Origin of the sequence: Rhodopseudomonas palustris (assembly GCF_007005445.1) — a bacterium.
In the GTDB taxonomy this organism is placed as follows: domain Bacteria; phylum Pseudomonadota; class Alphaproteobacteria; order Rhizobiales; family Xanthobacteraceae; genus Rhodopseudomonas; species Rhodopseudomonas palustris_G.
This window is the reverse complement of the sequence record NZ_CP041387.1, coordinates 4,065,089-4,081,766: the sequence shown is the minus strand read 5'-3', so window position 1 is coordinate 4,081,766 and position 16,678 is coordinate 4,065,089. Positions and strand designations below refer to the sequence as shown.

Below are 16,678 nucleotides of genomic sequence, written 5' to 3'. Positions count from 1 at the left end.
CGCCGCAAGCTTGCACTGCGGCGAGGCCATGCGCAATGGCTGTCGGCCATCATGTGATGGTGCCGAGCCGGCCCACGGCCCGCACGCACGTCATTCCGGGGCGCGCGTGAAACGCGCGAACCCGGAATCTCGCAGGTGTTGGAAAACAGTGCCCTGAATCTCGGGATTCCGGGTTCGCTCGCTGGCGCGAGCGCCCCGGAATGACGGGCTTGGGGCGGAGTGCGCGCGCTCCGCAGTGTGTCGGCTATCCCGCCTGCCGCGCCGGCGACGGCTGCGTCGCGGGCTTGGTCGGCACGTTCCAGATCTCTTCGGCGTATTCGCGGATGGTGCGGTCGGACGAGAACCACGCCATCCGGGCGACGTTGAGGATGCCGGCGCGGGTCCAGGCCGGGCCAGCGCGCCAGCGCGCGTCGATGCCGCGCTGGGCTTCGTAGTAGCTGTCGAAGTCGGCGCTGACCATGTAGTGGTCGAGATGCCGCAGCGCATGCGCGACAGACGCGAACCGCGCCCGGTCGTCGGGCGAGAACGCGCCGGAGTCGATCGCGCGGATCGCGTTGGCGAGCGCCGGCGAGCGGTTGATGACGTCGGTGGCATCGAGCCCCTGGGCACGGCGCGCCACCACTTCCAGCGCTTCCATGCCGAAGATCGCGATGTTCTCCGGGCCGACCAGATCGCGGATCTCGATATTGGCGCCGTCGAGCGTGCCGATCGTCAGCGCGCCGTTCAGCGCCAGCTTCATGTTGCCGGTGCCGGAGGCTTCCATGCCGGCGGTCGAAATCTGTTCCGACAGGTCGGCGGCCGGAATGATCACCTCGGCGAGGCTGACATTGTAGTCGGCGAGGAACACCACTTTCAGCTTGCCGCCGATCGAGGCGTCGTTGTTCACCACCTCGGCGACGTCGTTGATCAGCTTGATGATCAGCTTGGCGTAGCGATAGCTCGCTGCCGCCTTGCCGGCGAAGATCTTGACCCGCGGCACCCAGTCGCGGTTCGGCTCGTCCTTGATCGCCTGGTACAGCGCGATGGTCTCGAGCACGTTGAGCAGTTGCCGCTTGTATTCGTGGATGCGCTTGATCTGGACGTCGATCAGCGCGCTGGGGTCGATCCGGATGTTGTTGCGCTCGCCGATCAGCCGCGCCAGCGCCACCTTGTTGCGATGCTTGACGGCGCGGAACTGCTGCTGGAACGCGCTGTCGCCGGCGAAGGCTTCGAGCCGCTCCAGCCGGGTCGGATCGTCCAGCACCTCGTCGCCCGCGACCGAGCGGATCAGATCGGTCAGGCCCGGATTGGCCAGCGTCAGCCAGCGCCGGAAGGTGATGCCGTTGGTCTTGTTGGTGATGCGGCCGGGGTAGAGGAAGTTGAGATCGTGGAACACGGTCTCCTTCATCAGGTCGGAATGCATCGCCGAGACGCCGTTGATGCGGTGCGAGCCGATGAAGGCGAGGTGACCCATCCGCACCCGGCGGCCGGCCTTCTCGTCGATCAGCGACACCGAGGCGCGGAATTCGATATCGCCGGGGCTGCGCGCCTCGGCGAGGCCGAGATGCGCCTCGTTGATCCGGTAGATGATTTCGAGGTGGCGCGGCAGGGTGCGCTGGAACAGGTCGAGCGGCCAGGTCTCCAGCGCCTCGGGCAGCAGCGTGTGGTTGGTATAGCTCAGCGTCGCCACGGTGATCTGCCAGGCGTCGTCCCAGCGCAGGCCGTGGACGTCGACCAGGAGCCGCATCAGTTCGGCCACCGCGAGGCTGGGGTGGGTGTCGTTGAGCTGGATCGCCGCCTTCTTGGCGAGGTTGCGGATCTGGCCGTCGGAATCCAGGTGCCGCTTGATCAGGTCCTGCAGCGAGGCGGAGACGAAGAAATATTCCTGGCGCAGCCGCAGCTCGCGGCCCGCAGGGCTCTCGTCGTTCGGATACAGGAATTTGCAGATCGCCTCGGCGCGCGCCTCGTGCGCGGTGGCGCCGAGATAGTCGCCGGTGTTGAACACGTCGATCAGCAGCGGGTCCGGGGCGCGCGCCGACCACAGCCGCAGCGCGTTGACGTGCTGGCCGCGCCAGCCGACGATCGGGGTGTCGTAGGCGATCGCCTGCACGGTCTCGCCCGGCGTCCACACCGCGCGGGTGTAGCCTTTGCCATCGGTGACTTGGTCGACATGGCCGCCGAACTTGACCTGATAGACGACTTCCGGCCGCTGCAATTCCCACGGGTTGCCGAAGCTCAGCCACTCGTCGGGGAATTCCTGCTGCCAGCCGTGATTGATGATCTGGCGGAACAGACCGTAATCGTAGCGGATGCCGTAGCCGTAGGCCGGGATCTCCAGCGTCGCCATGCTTTCCATGAAGCAGGCGGCGAGCCGGCCGAGGCCGCCATTGCCGAGCGCGGCGTCGGGCTCGCATTTGCGCAAGTCGTTGAGGCCGACGCCGAGATCGCCGAGCGCGGCGGCGAACTGCGCCAGCAGGCCCATATTGTTCAGCGAGTCGGTGAACAGCCGGCCGATCAGGAATTCGAGCGACAGGTAATACACCCGCTTGCGGCCGGCGTCGTAGCTCTCCTTCTCGGACACCAGCCAGCGGTGCACGATCCGGTCGCGCAGCGCCAGCGCCGACGCCTTGTACCAGTCGTGCTTGGTGGCGTGCGCCGCCTCCTTGCCGATCGCCAGCGTCAGCTTGGCGAGGATCGCGCTCTTGATCTCGGCGAGCGCCAGCTCATCCAGATGTGCCGGCTGGGAGGAATTTTTTTCTGGCAACGACTGCACGGGCAAGTGACCATTCCAAGCGGATCGGACCGCAACCATACAAACAATAGTCCCGGATCGAAACCCATGACGAGGGCATCGTTGCGGCGCGATGCCCGGCTTTTGTGCAAAAACGCGCGAACCAGGGTGCCTGCCCGCGAGGCGGCGTGGCGGTTTCTGGAGCGGAACCGCCGGATTGGAGCCGGTTGCGCCGGATCGCTACAGGAGTTCGGCAGGCCCGATAAGAACAAATTTAGAACATTGTGCAAGGTCTTGAGTTATCATTCCGATTCGGCGCGGCGCGCCGTCTATATCTATGGTCTGTGCAAGCTTCCGAGGACGAGATGTCCACCATCGCCTTTGATCAGACGGCGCTCACCCGGATCGCCGATTTCGCCCGCTCGCTGTCGCGGCTGCATCAGCTAGCTCGCCGGCAATGGATCGATGACGACCAGCTCGACCGCGAGTTCAACGCGGTGTGCGTGTCGATCTGGGGTTACTGCCCGGACGATCTGGTCGACGAGATGTTCGATCCTGCTGATCTGAGCTGGCTCGATACGCTGGATGAGGGAACCGCGCGGATCTTCGCGGCCGAGCACGGCTACGATCTGGTCGACGACACCGGCATGCTCACCGACTGGTGGGGCTATTGCTGGATGATCCTGGCCGAAGCCCGCGGCCTGCTGACCGCCGAAAACCGCGCCGCCGCCCGCGCCCACCTCGAAGAATCCTACCGCGCCGCCCCGAACGTGATCGGGGTGATCGTCGGCAGGTAGGCGTCGAGGCTCCTCGTCGTCCGAGTCTCTCCGGCGCGCGAATCCCTCAAGCCCCAAGATGTCATTCCGGGGCGCGAGCGACAGCTCGCGAACCCGGAATCCCGAAGTTATTTGGCCGAGAAGTCTCCCCGATCTGCGCTCCGAGGTGCCCCGAATCTCCGGATTCCGGGTTCGCGCTTTCGCGCGCCCCGGAATGACGGTGGGGCGTCAGAACGGCGGGTGCTTGAGAGAGGCTCACTCGATCCCGGCGCGGCGGCCGTGGGGGATGGGCTTTGGGGTCTCGACCGGCAGTGAGACGTCGCGGCCGAGCGCCGGGGGCGCCTGTTCGGCGATCTGTTCGTTGACCGGCGCGACCTTCATCTCGCCGAGGCGGGCGCGCAGGGTGGGAGTCAGGCCCGGATAGTCGGCGACCGGGGTGAAGTCCGGCGTCTGCTCGACGCCGAGACGCACGCCCGTATAGGCGGCGAGGCCATCGGCGGTGGCGACGATGTCGCCGGCACGCAGCGAGGTGTCCTGCGACAGGTCGATCTGCGCGAGGCCGGCCGGATCGCGGCCGTTGCAGGTGCAGTCCGCCTTCAGCGCCTTGCGATAGGCGAACGCATTCGGCGAGTCGGCATAGCGCTCGCCGCTCGCCGAGCGGGCGCCGTCGATCTGGCTGCCGTAGTACACCTTGGCGTTGCCGGCCGGGCAGAACGCCTGGCACATCTGCGCCGGGCTGGCGCCGGCGCGGAGCTGCAGCGGGAAGTACTTGCCGTCGCAGCTGCGCACGCAGAACGCCGGGCCGCCGCCGGCGGAAGCCTGGCGCTGCGGTTGCGGCTGCTGGTTTTGCTGATTGAGGCCGAACGGGTCGGCGAAAAAGTTGGCCTGGGCCGGGGCGCCGTGCTGCGGCCGTTGTGGGCCGGCGCCGCCGAACAGGAACTCCAGCAGGTTCTGTGCCGAGGCGATCTCAGGAGCGGCGAGCAGCGGCAGCGCCAGCACCGCGCCGAGAGCGAGAACGCGGCGCCGCAGGCGTGAACTGGTAAGCACTTGACGCAAACGCCCACTCCACCGACGCAACCACCCGCGGCAAGCCCGCTGTTGGTCGCGACTTTAGGATGGGATGGTAAACGCCGGGTTTCCGGCGGCGTCCGCGGCGCTCAGGTGTTGAGGAACTCGCTGGCCTTGTACAGCGACCGGAACGGCAGCCCGGCCTCGGCGAAAGCTTCGGTGGCGCCTTCCTCGCGGTCCACCATGGTCAGCACCAGCACGATCTCGGCGCCGGATTCCTTCACCGCCTCGACCGCCTTGATGGCCGAGCCGCCGGTGGTGGTGACGTCCTCGACGATGACGCAGCGCTTGCCGGCCAGGCTCTCGCCCTTGGCCAGACCTTCGACCGACAGCCGCGCGCCATGCTCTTTCGGCTTCTTGCGCACGAAGAACGCCGCGATCGGATGGTTCTTCAGCCATGATAGCTGCGCGATCGCGCCGGCCAGCGGCACCGCGCCCATCTCCAGCCCGCCGACATAGTCGACCTTCTCGTCGCGCAGCGCCTCGTAGGTCAATTCGGCCAGCAGCGCCGCGCCTTCGGGATCGAGCATCGTCGGCTTCAGGTTGAAGTAGAAGTCGCTCTTGCGCCCCGACGCGAGCGTGATCTCGCCCCGGCCGAACGAACGGGTGCGGATGATGTCGGCAAGGCGGGCGCGGGACGCGGATTTGGACACGGGCGAACTCTCTGGCTGTCGGAAGTTGCTGCAATCTAATCGCCTCGCCGCTGCGATTCCAGCGGTGCGGTGATGGTATTATCGATCGCTCAGTGCGCCTCGTCCCAATTGTCGGCGGCGCGGGCGTCGACTTGCAGCGGGACGTTGAGGATCACTGCCGGGAACGGCGCGTCCTGCATCACGCTGCGCACGACCGGCAGCGTCGCTTCGACCTCGGCTTCCGGCACTTCGAAGATCAGTTCGTCGTGGACCTGCAGCAGCATCTGGGCGCTGAGCTTCTTCTCAGCCAGCGCGTCCTCCATCCGCACCATGGCGCGGCGGATGATGTCGGCGGCGGAGCCCTGCAGCCGGGCGTTGATCGCGGCGCGTTCGTTGAACGCGCGGATTGACGGGTTCGAGGCCTTGATGTCCGGGTAGTGGCATTTGCGGCCGAACAGCGTGGTGACGTAGCCGTGGGTCCGGCAGAAGTCGCGGGTCTCGTCCATATAGGCGCGGATGCCCGGGAAGCGTTCGAAGTAGCGCTTGATGTAGGCGCCGGCTTCCTCGCGCGGGATGCCGAGCTGATTGGCGAGGCCGAACGCCGAGATGCCGTAGATGATGCCGAAATTGATCGCTTTGGCGCGGCGGCGGATTTCCGACGGCATGCCTTCGACCGGGACGCCGAACATCTCCGACGCGGTCATCGCGTGAATATCGATGCCGTCCTGAAACGCTTTTCGCAAAGCCGGGACGTCGGCGACTTCGGAGAGCAGGCGCAGTTCGATCTGCGAGTAGTCCGCCGACACCAGTTTGTGTCCCGGCGTCGCCACGAAGGCGCGGCGGATTTTTCGCCCGTCCTCGGTCCGCACCGGGATGTTCTGCAGGTTCGGCTCGTTCGACGACAGCCGCCCCGTCGTGGTGGCGGCGAGCGCATACGTCGTGTGGACGCGGTGGGTCTGCGGATGCACGTAATTCGGCAGCGCATCGGTGTAGGTCGAGCGCAGCTTGCTGACCTGCCGCCACCCCAGAATCTTCTTCGGGAATTCGTGGCCCTGCTCGGCGAGCTCGTCGAGCACCTGCGCCGAAGTCGACCACGCGCCGGTCTTGGTCTTGCTGCCGCCCGGCAGGCCCATCTTGCCGAACAGGATGTCGCCGAGCTGCTTCGGGCTGCCGATGTTGATGTCTTCGCCGGCGAGCTCGCGGATCTCGGCCTCGATCCGCGCCGCGGTCTGGGCGAAATCGGATGACAGCCGCGACAGCACCTGCCGGTCGATCGAGATGCCGCGCCGCTCCATCCGCGCCAGCACGCCGACCAGCGGGCGTTCGAGCGTCTCATACACCGCGGTCATGCCGCCGGCGACAAGGCGCGGCTTCAGCACGCGCGCCAGCCGCAAGCTCACGTCGGCGCGTTCGGCCGCATAGGCGGTGGCGCGATCGATTCCGACCTGATCGAAGCCGATCTTGTTTTTGCCGGTGCCGGTCAGCTCGGTCAGCGTGTGCAGCGTATGGCCGAGATTGCTCTCGGACAGCGCATCGAGCCCATGGCTGCCGCGGCCGGCATCGAGCGCGTAGGACATCAGTTGCGGATCGTCGATGTTGCGCAAGGTCAGGCCATGCTGCGCCAGCAGCACTGCGGCAAACTTGATCGCGAAGCCGACCTTGGCGATTCCTGCGGATTCGAGGACCGGCTTCAACGCATCGAGCGCGTCGCGGGTGCCGAGCTGATCGGGCGCGAGGCCGGCGGCGAACAGACCGTCGCCATCGCCGGCCTGCTTATGCGCGAGCGGGATATAGCAGGCATCATTCGGGCCGAGCGCCAGCGCCAGCCCGATCAGCTCCGCCTGCATCGGATCGATCGAGGTTGCGGCTGCCTCCAGCGCCACCACGCCGGTGTCGTGGATGCGGGCGATGACAGCGTGGAGCTCGTCCAGCGTGCGCAGCGTCTTGTAGGCGGTGCGGTCGACCGGGACCTTGCGGGCGGCTTCCGCCCGCGCGGCCACCAGCGCTTCCGGCGACAGCACGACGCCCGGCTTGCCGTCGCGCCCGCGGCCCGCATTCAGCGGACCACTTTGCCCCGCTTGCGGCGCGCTTCCTCCCCCGCTTGCGGGGGAGGGCTGGGGTGAGGGCTCTTGCCCCGCAAACAAATCGCCGCTCGTGGCAACGCCGCTCCTCGCCAGCGGCGGAATGGCCGACTTGAGCGCCGTCTCCGCCTCGACATCCGACGGATCGATCTGCGCATATTCGGCAACGCGCCGCGTCAGCGTGGTGAACTCCATCGCCTTGAGGAACGCCACCAGCTTGCGCGCGTCCGGCTCGTGCACCGCGAGCTCGGCGAGCGGCACGTCGAGTTTCACATGGTCGTCGAGCAGCACCAGCTTGCGCGAGATCCGCGCCTTCTCGGCGTTCTCGATCAGCGCCTCGCGCCGCTTCGGCTGCTTGATCTCGGCGGCGCGCGCCAGCAGCGTGTCGAGGTCGCCATATTCGTTGATGAGCTGCGCGGCGGTCTTGATGCCGATGCCCGGCACGCCCGGCACGTTGTCGACGCTATCGCCAGCCAGTGCCTGGACCTCGACGACCTTGGCCGGCGGCACGCCGAACTTCTCGATCACCTCGGGCACGCCGATGCGGCGGTCCTTCATGGTGTCGTACATCACCACGCAGTCGGTCACGAGCTGCATCAGATCCTTGTCGGACGACACGATCGTCGCCGTGGCGCCGGCCTCGCAGGCCTCGCGCACGTAAGTGGCGATCAAATCGTCGGCCTCGAAGCCGGACTGTTCCAGGCACGGCAGATCGAACGCCCGCACCGCTTCGCGGATCAGGGCGAATTGCGGGATCAGATCGTCCGGCGCCGGCGGCCGGTGCGCCTTGTATTCGGGGTAGAGCGCGTTGCGGAAGGTGACTTCCGACTTGTCGAAGATGATGGCCAGATGCGTCGGCCGGTTCTCCGGCGGCATGTCGCGCAGCAGCTTCCACAGCATGTTGCAGAAGCCGAGCACGGCATTGACCTGCAGCCCGTCGGATTTCCGGTTCAGCGGCGGCAGCGCGTGATAGGCGCGGAAGATGTAGGACGAGCCGTCGACCAGGAACACATGGTCGCCCTTGCCGGGCGGCTTGACGCCGACCGGGGCAGGGGACGGGACGGACGAAGCGGCAGGCGTCGCGGCTGCGGACTTGGGCGTTTTCGGCATGGCCGCAACTTAAGGGGTCCGGAGGCGTTTGGCACCCCTTTCGACGGCTCCCATTCATGGGGCTTCCAGAATTGAGCCGTCATGGCCGGGCTTGTCCCGGCCATCCACGCCTTAGCACGCGACGAAGTCCAAAAACGTGGATGCCCGGGACGAGCCCGGGCATGACGTGGTTGGGGATGCGTAGAACGGCGCGCTTACGCGAACCCGTGCTTCTTTTTGCTCTCCAGCTCCTGCGTCTTGAACTGGTTGAAGCGGGGCAGGAACTTGTCCCAGTCGATGATGTGGGCGTCGATTTCCGGGCCGTCGATGCAGGCGTGCTTGCGCACCATCTTGCCGTCGATGGTCACCGGCACCATGCAGGCGCCGCACATGCCGGTGGCATCCACCATGATCGAGTTGAGACTCGCCACGGTCTTGACGCCATAGGGCTTGGTGAGGTCGCTCACCGCCCGCATCATCAGCGGCGGGCCGATCGCCACCACCTCGGCGATCTTGCGGCCTTTGCCTTCCTGGTTGGCCTTCATCATCTCTTCGAGCGGGCCGGTGACGAAGCCTTTGACGCCGTAGGAGCCGTCATTGGTGGTGTAGATCAGCGAGAGCTGGTCGCCGAATTCCTGCTTGAGCTTGCCGACGCGCTCGTCGTCGCCGGTCCAGAACAGGAACTCCTTGGCGCGGAAGCCGGAGATCAGCGTCACGTGGTTTCCGAGCCGCAGATGCTCGCGCATGATCGGATACACCGGCGGCAGGCCGACGCCGCCTGCGCAGAACACCACGGTCTGGTTGCCCTCGTAGCGGTGCAGCTCGCTGGCGCGGCCGAGCGGGCCGGCGATGCCGGAGAACGCATCGCCGATCGCCATCCGGTTGATCTCGAGCGACGAGGTGCCCATGCCCTGCACCACCAGGTCGATGGTGCCTTTGTCCGCGTCCCAATCGGCCAGCGTCAGCGGGATCAGTTCGCCCTTTTCCCACGGCAGCACGCGGACAAACTGTCCGGCCTGCGCCGAGCGCGCCACCATCGGGGCCCGCACGGTGAACTCGACGATGCCGCCGGCGAGCGGCACCTTGTTGACGATGGTCTGCGCCACCTGGCCGAGCTCGGTGTACTTAGCGGCGCGTTCGACGCGGTCCTTGATCTCGGCCGGCGTGAACGGAATCTCGCCGACGATTTCGCGCGCCGCCGCCTGGCCGTCGCCGGCCGCACGGATCGCGGTGGAGCCGCCGCGGGCGGCGTCGCCGCCGGTGTAGACGTCCTTGATCGAGGTTCGCTGCGAGCCTTCTTCGACCTCGATGGTGCCCCATTTGTTGGTCTTCAGGCCGGGCTCGGCGTCCTTCATGATCGGGTTGGCGGTGTTGCCCAGCGCCATGATCACGAGGTCGACCGGCACCCGCTCGATCTGCCCGGTCGGCTTCGGGCTGCGGCGGCCGGACTTGTCCGGTTCGCCGAGCTCGTTGACGTCGAGCAGCGCGTGGGTGACGAAGTGGGTGTGGTCGTCGCCGATGAATTCGCGCGGCGCGCGCAGCACCGCGAGATTGATCTCTTCTTCCAGCGCATGATGCAGTTCCTCGACGCGGGCCGGCATCTCGCTCTTGGTGCGGCGATACACGATGGTGACGTTGCCGCCGAGCCGCTTGGCGGTGCGCGCCGCATCCATCGCGGTGTTGCCGCCGCCGATCACGAACACGTTCTTGCCCTTCACCTCAGGCAACGGCGTCTCGTAACGGTCGTCCAGCCCGCGCATCAGGTTGACGCGGGTCAGGAACTCGTTGGCCGACATCACGCCGAGCAGATGCTCGCCGGGCACGTTCATGAAGGTCGGCAGGCCTGCGCCGGTGCCGACGAAGATCTTCCAGAAGCCTTCGGCCTTGAGGTCTTCGAGCGTCGCAGTCTTGCCGACCACGAAATTCTTCACGAAGCGGCCGCCGAGCAGGATGATCTTTTCGACGACGTCGTCGATCAGCGTGTTGGGCAGGCGGAATTCCGGAATGCCGTAGCGCAGCACGCCGCCGAGGTCGTGGAATGCCTCGAAGATCGTGACCGGGAAGCCTTCGACCGCCAGCAAGTACGCGTTGATCAGGCCGGACGGGCCGGAGCCGACCACCGCGATCGGCGGCTTCACCGCCGCGGCCCACGGTGAAATCCGGCCGGCGAACCGCTCATTGGCGTTCGGGTTGGTGAGCTTCTGATGCTCGGGCAAATACCATTCGAGCTGACCGATCTCGATCGGCCGCTTGGTATGGGTGCAGACGCCTTGGCACTGCAGTTCTTGCGGGCAGACGCGGCCGGTGACGTTCGGCAGCGGGTTGCAGCTCTCGATCAGCTCCAGGGCTTCGCGATGCTTGCCGTTGCCGAGCAGGTCCAGCATCTCGGGGATGTGGATCTTCACCGGGCAACCGCCCTTCGGCTCCTTCTTGCCCTGGATCAGCACGCCGAGTTCGCACGGCTTGTCGTCGCACTGCTTGTCGCGCATCACCTCTAGCCAGACGAACAGCTCGCACTCGCGCAAGGAGTAGCCGATCGACTGGTAGCCGAGATAGCCCTGGTTCACGAGTTCGAAGTCGATCGCGCGCTCTTCCGCCGGACGGATGTAGGGCGGGATGAACGCTTCGCCGGGCCAGCCTTCCGACAGGTTCTCGAACATCGGGTAGCGACCGCGCAGGTGCACGTCGATCGCCTTGATGAACTTGCGCTTGAACTTCAGCGGCAGCGCCCAGATGAAGCGCTGCAGAATCGTCGACATGTCGTCGCCGCGGGCGAGCAGATTCCACAGCGTGGTGGTGAAGGCTTCACCCAGCTCCGGCTGCTGGAATTCCCAGATGATGGCCTGGGTGCCGTCGGCGATGAACATGTTGCGCAGTGACGCCGGGTCGTTGACCAGGCGCTTCTGCAGCAGTGCGAGCTGCTTCTGGAAGACGCCGACAGCCTCGCTGTTCTGCAGCTCTTCCAGTTCGCTCTTGGAGCTTTCCAGCGTGCTGCGCGCCTGCTGGTAGCGCAGCACGTCGCTGGAGACCGTTCCGGTGACCTCGCTCATCGAATGATCTCCGCATCGCAGTTGGCCGCCGCGCGGCTCAGTTTGGCCGACAGTTCAGGCGTCACCTTGAGTTTGCTGAACACGCCCGGGATGACGTGGGCGACGTCCTTCGGGGCGCCGTCGACGACGATCTTGGTGAGTTCGAACACTTCCGGCACGTCCTGGTAGCAGCTCTTGCAGTTGGTGCATTTGCCGAGGTCCGCATCGTCGATGTGGATCGGCTCGGCGCCGTTGCCGCCTGCCGCCTTTGCGCCGTTGGTCGGCGCTGCAGCCGCCGGAGCCGCCGCAAAGCCGTTCATCAGCGCGCCGAAGCCGCCTGTCGCCGGCGCGTTGGACGAGGCCGCCAGTTCGCTCATGCCGCGCGCGATCTGATCGAGCGAGCTTTCGCGAGCCTTGACCTGTTCGTCGTACTGGTGCTGCAGCGCCTCGAGTTCGGCGCGGTGGCTGTCGTCGAGCGCACGGACGTCGAATCCGGCCAGCACCTGCAGGGTGCGCCAGTATTTACGCCGCTCTTCCACCAGCGCCACCACGGTCTCGCCGACCGACAGCTTGATCAGCTTCTTGTCGGTGTCGGTGGCGTAGATGAACGGCGTCTTGCCGGCACGCGCGGCCGGATCGAGCGCGACGTATTCGTCGATCGGCAGCGCGCCGTCGTCCTTGTTCAGCGGCTTGAACTGCTTGCGGAAGCGGACCTCGGTATGGGCGAAGTCGGCCGGCGTCTGCTTGGTCTTCAGAAGCTGCAGCTTGCCGCCCTCGTCGACATATTCGATCGTCTTGGTCGCCCAGTCCTGATCGGCCTCGGGGTTGCCGTCGAGATTGAAGGCGCGTTCCAATTTGCCGACCTTGCGCGGGTCGTGGACGAACACCGGATTCATCCGGCTTTCGACCGCAAGACGCGCCTGGCGGTTGGCGACGGCGTCGCCGATGCCGTGCTCGGCCTGGCACGGCGTGTAGACGTCGAGCACCGCCGGCGACGAGGTGTGGTTCAGGAACTCCATCACGTTCTTCAGGAAGTGGCCCTGCAGCGCGGTCGCGGTCTGCACCACGAACACGCTCGGATGGAACGAGGCGATCAGGCCGAGTTCCTTGCGGGATTCCTGCTTGCCGTGCTGGGCGATGCCGAACCGCGACAGGTCGCTGTCCTGGCCGGTGAGGCTCGCCGTCGAGGTCTGGCCGCCGGTATTTGAATAGGCGCCGGTGTTCAGCACCACCACCTTGATCGGGGTCTTGGTGGCGAGCAGACGCGACAGCGCGCCGAAGCCGATGTCGTAGGTGGCGCCGTCGCCGCCCATGCTCAGCACGGTCGGCAGCATCGCCCGCTCTTCCGGCGTGAATTCGCTCCAGCCGAAGTAGCGGAAGTAGCCGTCGTGCCTGGCCGCATCATAGGCGTCGGCCAGTTCGAGCTTGGCGATGCGCAGCGCCCGGAAGTCCTCGGACGCTTTGGCGGTGAGACCTTCGAAGATGCCCTTGGCGACGGCAGGCGTGTCCTGGAACAGGCTGTTCACCCACGGATCGGTGTAGGGGTTGAACGGGAAGGTCGACGCATAGACGCTCGAGCAGCCGGTGGCGTTGGCGATCACCATGCCGGACGGACCGTTGCCGGTCGGGCCGCTCTCATAGAGATACAGCCGCTTCTCCAGCGTCTTCAGGGTCTGGTCGATCCGGGCGGCGCGGGCATCGTCGCCGGCGACCAGCGCCCGCTTGGCGTTGAGCTGATCGATCAGGGTCTCCAGCTCGCGGATGTGGTCCTTGCGGCGCTTGTCGTGGATGGCGTGGTTGGTCGAGGTGACCAGACGGATCGCGGTGACTTCGCCGCAGCCGCGGCAGGCGCCGTGGCCGCCGGTGGTCGCGTAGTAATTGGCGCGATCGAGCATCAGGCGCTTGGTCTCGCCTTCCGGCTTGGTCGCGCTTTCGGTGAACCGCGCCGGGGTGTTCGGGGTGCGGCTGAGGAATTCGAACCGCGCCTGGAGCTGCTCCAGCATCGGTTCGTCCTGCTCACGATCGATCAGCGCGCCGGGGCCGCAGACGTCGATACATTCGAGACAGCCCGAGCACTTCCACGGGTCGACGCTCACCGAATACAGGCCGCCGGTGCCCGGCTGGCTCTTCTCCATTGCGTCGAAGAACGGCCGGGTGCGGGCCACCGGATACACCGACAGCGCCGCCGACAGCTTGCCGAAGTTGCGGTTCAGCGTCGCATTGTCGAGCTGCAGCGCCTCCGCGGCCTGCGCGACGATGTCAGCGAACGGCTTGTCGTCCTTGCCGCCGCGATAGACTTCGCGGATCGCTTCGGTCAGCGCCGGCACCTTCTCCCGCAGCGCGTCTTGCTGAGCGGGCGCGATGTCGAGCTGCTTGATCGCGGTCAGCAGCAGTTCATGGATGTCGTGCACCGCGTTGGGGATCGCGGCATCGGGGCAGACCAGCGCGCATTCCATACAGCCGGTGCAGAGGTCGGCGTTGAACTCCGGCACGTTGCGGCGGAACAGGCCCTTGTCCTTGGCGGCGGCGGAGCCGGCCGGCATGAACATGCCGATGCCCGGCAGCACCGGCGCTTCCGCAATGGTGCCGTCGCGGAACGGGCCGGCCAGCACGTCGTCGTAGTACTGCGGATCGAGGAAGCCGGACGCCGAGGCCGGCGCGGCGGCGCGGCACATCGATGCCGAGATCGAAGCGTCGCGCTTGGCCTTCGGGGCGGCCTTGATGGCGTCCTCGCTGAATTCCGGAGCGTCGACATCGACCTGGTGGGTGGCCTCCAGACCCTCGCGGATCACCGCCATGTTGCCTTCGACGATGTCGCCGCCCTTGGCGCCGAACTTCTTGCTGATTTGCTGGCGGATCTTGTTCAGCATCGCCTCCTGCGAGGCGTCGGCGACCACGCGGTCGACATTGCCGCAGACCGCGCCGATGAAGGCGATGCCCATCATCCGGGTTTCGAGTTCGGCGGTCGGGGCGTGGCGCTTGGCCACCGCGAAGGCGTCGATCACATAGAACTTGATCTTCTTGTCACGGATGGTCTGGCGGGCCTTCGCCGGCAGATCACGCCAGGCTTCGAGCGGCGTCAGGTTGGTCTGCAGAATGAAGGTGCCGCCCTCGACCAGGCCGCGCAGCGGGTTGGTGTGCACGAACACCTTGTGGTCCGGCGAGATCACGATCTCGACGTCTTCCAGCTCGGCGTTGGTGATCTTCACCGGCTCCGGCGACAGCGTGATGTAGTAGTTGGTCGGCGCGCCGCTCTTCTCCGAACCGTATTTCGGCGCGGACTTGGAATGCATGTCGAGCGCGCCGGCCAGGATGTCGGTGAGCAGCTTGCCCGACGCGATGGTGCCGTAGCCGCCGATCGAGTGGAAGCGGATGCGGAACGCCGACGGCGGCAGCAGGTTCGGGTTCTTGCCGGTCTCCAGCGCCATGAACTGGGTTTCCGGATACGCCGCCTTCAGCCGGTTCTGCAGCGCTTCCATGCGCGGCGACGGGGTCTCGGTGAAGAACTTGGTGCCGAGATACACGAACGGTGCCGAGTCCTGCTTCTCCATGTTGGCGTAGCAGGCGATCAGGTCGCGCGGCTGCAGATCGTGGCCGCCGAGACCGAAAATCGCGGTGGTGATCTTCGGCAGCTTGGCGAGCGCCGGGATACCGGCATGACGGATGCCGGCGTCGCCGTTTTCGCGCGCCTTGCACAGCGCCTGGGTGACCAACTGAGTCAGCGCGGTGACGTCCGAGCGCTCCAGCACGGTGACGGCGGTCTTGCCGGCCAGCGCTTCGACCAGTTCGGCTTCCGGGAACGGCTGCAGCATCTTGATCGACACCACGCCGACCTTCTTGCCCTGCGAGCGCAAATACGCCGCGACCGCTTCGGCATCGTCGGTGACCGAGCCGAGGCCGACCACGACGTGCTCGGCATCGTCGCACATATAGGTCATCACCGGCTTGTATTCGCGTCCCGTCAGCGCGGCGTATTCGGCCATCGCTTCCTTGACGAAGCGCGGCACCGCATTGGCGAAGTGGGTGCGGTGATCGACCGCGCCGGCCTGGAAGTCGGGCTGGTTCTGCACGCCGCCGGTCAGGCCCGGATTGTCGATGTCGACCAGCGCCGGCACGAGCTGCCGGGTGCCCTTCTCGGGCGCGTTGATCCACTGCCGCTTCCACTGTCCGCGCAGTTCTTCCGGCACGTAGGCCAGCGTCTCTGCCACGATGGTGCCGGCGTTATCGGTCTCGATCGTGTCGGCGTTGTCGTCGAGGAACTTCTTGAGCGAGGCGAGGTCGGCGGGCATGAAGTCGGCCTCGTGCCGCAGCAGATACTGCTTAAGCTGGAAGACGCGGCCCTTGGCGCCGAACAGCATCTCCTGCGCCACGGTCGGGCACTTGATGCGGCCGGCCGGGTCGCCGAGGAATTCGCGCAGCAGCTCCGGCTCCGGCATCAGCGCTTCGGACAGCATGTGCGAGGTCGCAAAGCCGTCCATCGCATTGGCGACCGGGATCAGCGAGGTCGCGGCGACTTTATAGGAGATCGCCGCGAGGTCGGCGGCTTCCTGCGGATTGGAGCCGAACAGGATGGTGTAGCCCGACGACAGCAGCGCATAGACGTCGTCATGGCCGGCCATCACGTTGAGCGAATGCTTCGACACCACGCGGGCGGCGACCTGCAGCACAAAACCGCCGACCTTCTTGCCGACGGTGACGTAGTGGGACTCCAGGCCGTACAGGATGCCCTGGCTCGACGAGGCGTTGGAGATGAACTTGCCACCGGTCAGCGCCGCGCCGAGCGCGCCGGACTGCGCCGAGTGCTCGCCTTCCGGCTCGAAGAAGAACGGGTGCTTGCCCCAGACGTTGCAGCCGCCGGACGAGCGGAACGCCTCATAGATTTCCGAGATCTCGGTCGAAGGCGTGATCGGGTAGCCGATGACGCCGCCGCAGACATGCCCCATCACCTGCGCCACCGCGCCGTTGCCGTGGATCACTGAGGGAATGCCAGGATATTTTGCGTTCATGGGGTCCGTCCGTTCTTGCGTGTCTGCGTTGGATCGGCGGAGCGAACCCGCCGTGTTGTGTGGCCATGTCTGGGGAAAGGTGTGTCGATGCCGGGCGGCTGCTGAGCAGCGGCCGGGCAGAACCTCCTCGTGGCCTTTAGATTGACTGCTCGCGAGGTATCGGGGGCCTCGCCGGCAGAGACGTTGCGTTGTGTGCGGTGCAGTAGCACGCAGGGGGAACCCCTGATTTGACGCGCATCAAAGCGCAAAAAATATGGATCAACGAGCAATAAAATTACGCATCGCTC

7 protein-coding genes are annotated in these 16,678 nt (G+C 66.2%); 1 reads left to right on the top strand and 6 read right to left on the bottom strand.

Going from position 1 to position 16,678, the window contains the following annotated elements; all coding sequences use genetic code 11:
• Positions 1–244: 244 nt before the first annotated feature.
• Entirely contained in the window at positions 245–2,791 is a 2,547-nt protein-coding gene (locus FLL57_RS18735; protein ID WP_235677169.1) for a glycogen/starch/alpha-glucan phosphorylase, read from the bottom strand.
• A gap of 284 nt (positions 2,792–3,075) precedes the next feature.
• On the opposite strand from FLL57_RS18735, the gene FLL57_RS18730 reads away from it, so the two are divergent.
• The gene (locus FLL57_RS18730; RefSeq protein WP_142883670.1) at positions 3,076–3,507 is read left to right on the top strand and encodes a hypothetical protein; all 432 of its coding nucleotides are present in this window, start codon (positions 3,076–3,078) and stop codon (positions 3,505–3,507) included.
• Positions 3,508–3,741: 234 nt separating this feature from the next.
• Here FLL57_RS18730 and FLL57_RS18725 read toward each other — a convergent pair whose 3' ends face one another.
• The 5 genes from FLL57_RS18725 to FLL57_RS18705 all read right to left on the bottom strand — a co-directional run bounded on the left by FLL57_RS18725 (position 3,742) and on the right by FLL57_RS18705 (position 16,391).
• Positions 3,742–4,542, bottom strand: coding sequence for a DUF2865 domain-containing protein (locus FLL57_RS18725; RefSeq protein WP_433962603.1), 801 nt, complete (start codon positions 4,540–4,542; stop codon positions 3,742–3,744).
• A gap of 101 nt (positions 4,543–4,643) precedes the next feature.
• The gene (gene pyrE, locus FLL57_RS18720; protein ID WP_013504533.1) at positions 4,644–5,207 is read right to left on the bottom strand and encodes an orotate phosphoribosyltransferase; all 564 of its coding nucleotides are present in this window, start codon (positions 5,205–5,207) and stop codon (positions 4,644–4,646) included.
• A gap of 89 nt (positions 5,208–5,296) precedes the next feature.
• Positions 5,297–8,377, bottom strand: a complete 3,081-nt coding sequence (gene polA / locus FLL57_RS18715) for a DNA polymerase I (RefSeq protein WP_142883669.1) — start codon at positions 8,375–8,377, stop codon at positions 5,297–5,299.
• A 194-nt stretch (positions 8,378–8,571) separates the two neighbouring features.
• On the bottom strand, positions 8,572–11,406 hold the full coding sequence (locus FLL57_RS18710; RefSeq protein WP_142883668.1) for a sulfide/dihydroorotate dehydrogenase-like FAD/NAD-binding protein: 2,835 nt from the start codon (positions 11,404–11,406) through the stop codon (positions 8,572–8,574).
• Entirely contained in the window at positions 11,403–16,391 is a 4,989-nt protein-coding gene (locus tag FLL57_RS18705; protein ID WP_142883667.1) for a 2-oxoacid:acceptor oxidoreductase family protein, read from the bottom strand. Before FLL57_RS18705 ends, FLL57_RS18710 begins: the two co-directional genes overlap by 4 nt.
• Positions 16,392–16,678: the final 287 nt, after the last annotated feature.

Coding starts and splice junctions, on each gene's coding strand:
- FLL57_RS18735 (WP_235677169.1), bottom strand. CDS start 2,791: ATGGTTGCGGTCCGATCCGCTTGGAATGGTCACTTGCCCGTGCAGTCG.
- FLL57_RS18730 (WP_142883670.1), top strand. CDS start 3,076: ATGTCCACCATCGCCTTTGATCAGACGGCGCTCACCCGGATCGCCGAT.
- polA (WP_142883669.1), bottom strand. CDS start 8,377: ATGCCGAAAACGCCCAAGTCCGCAGCCGCGACGCCTGCCGCTTCGTCC.
- FLL57_RS18710 (WP_142883668.1), bottom strand. CDS start 11,406: ATGAGCGAGGTCACCGGAACGGTCTCCAGCGACGTGCTGCGCTACCAG.
- FLL57_RS18705 (WP_142883667.1), bottom strand. CDS start 16,391: ATGAACGCAAAATATCCTGGCATTCCCTCAGTGATCCACGGCAACGGC.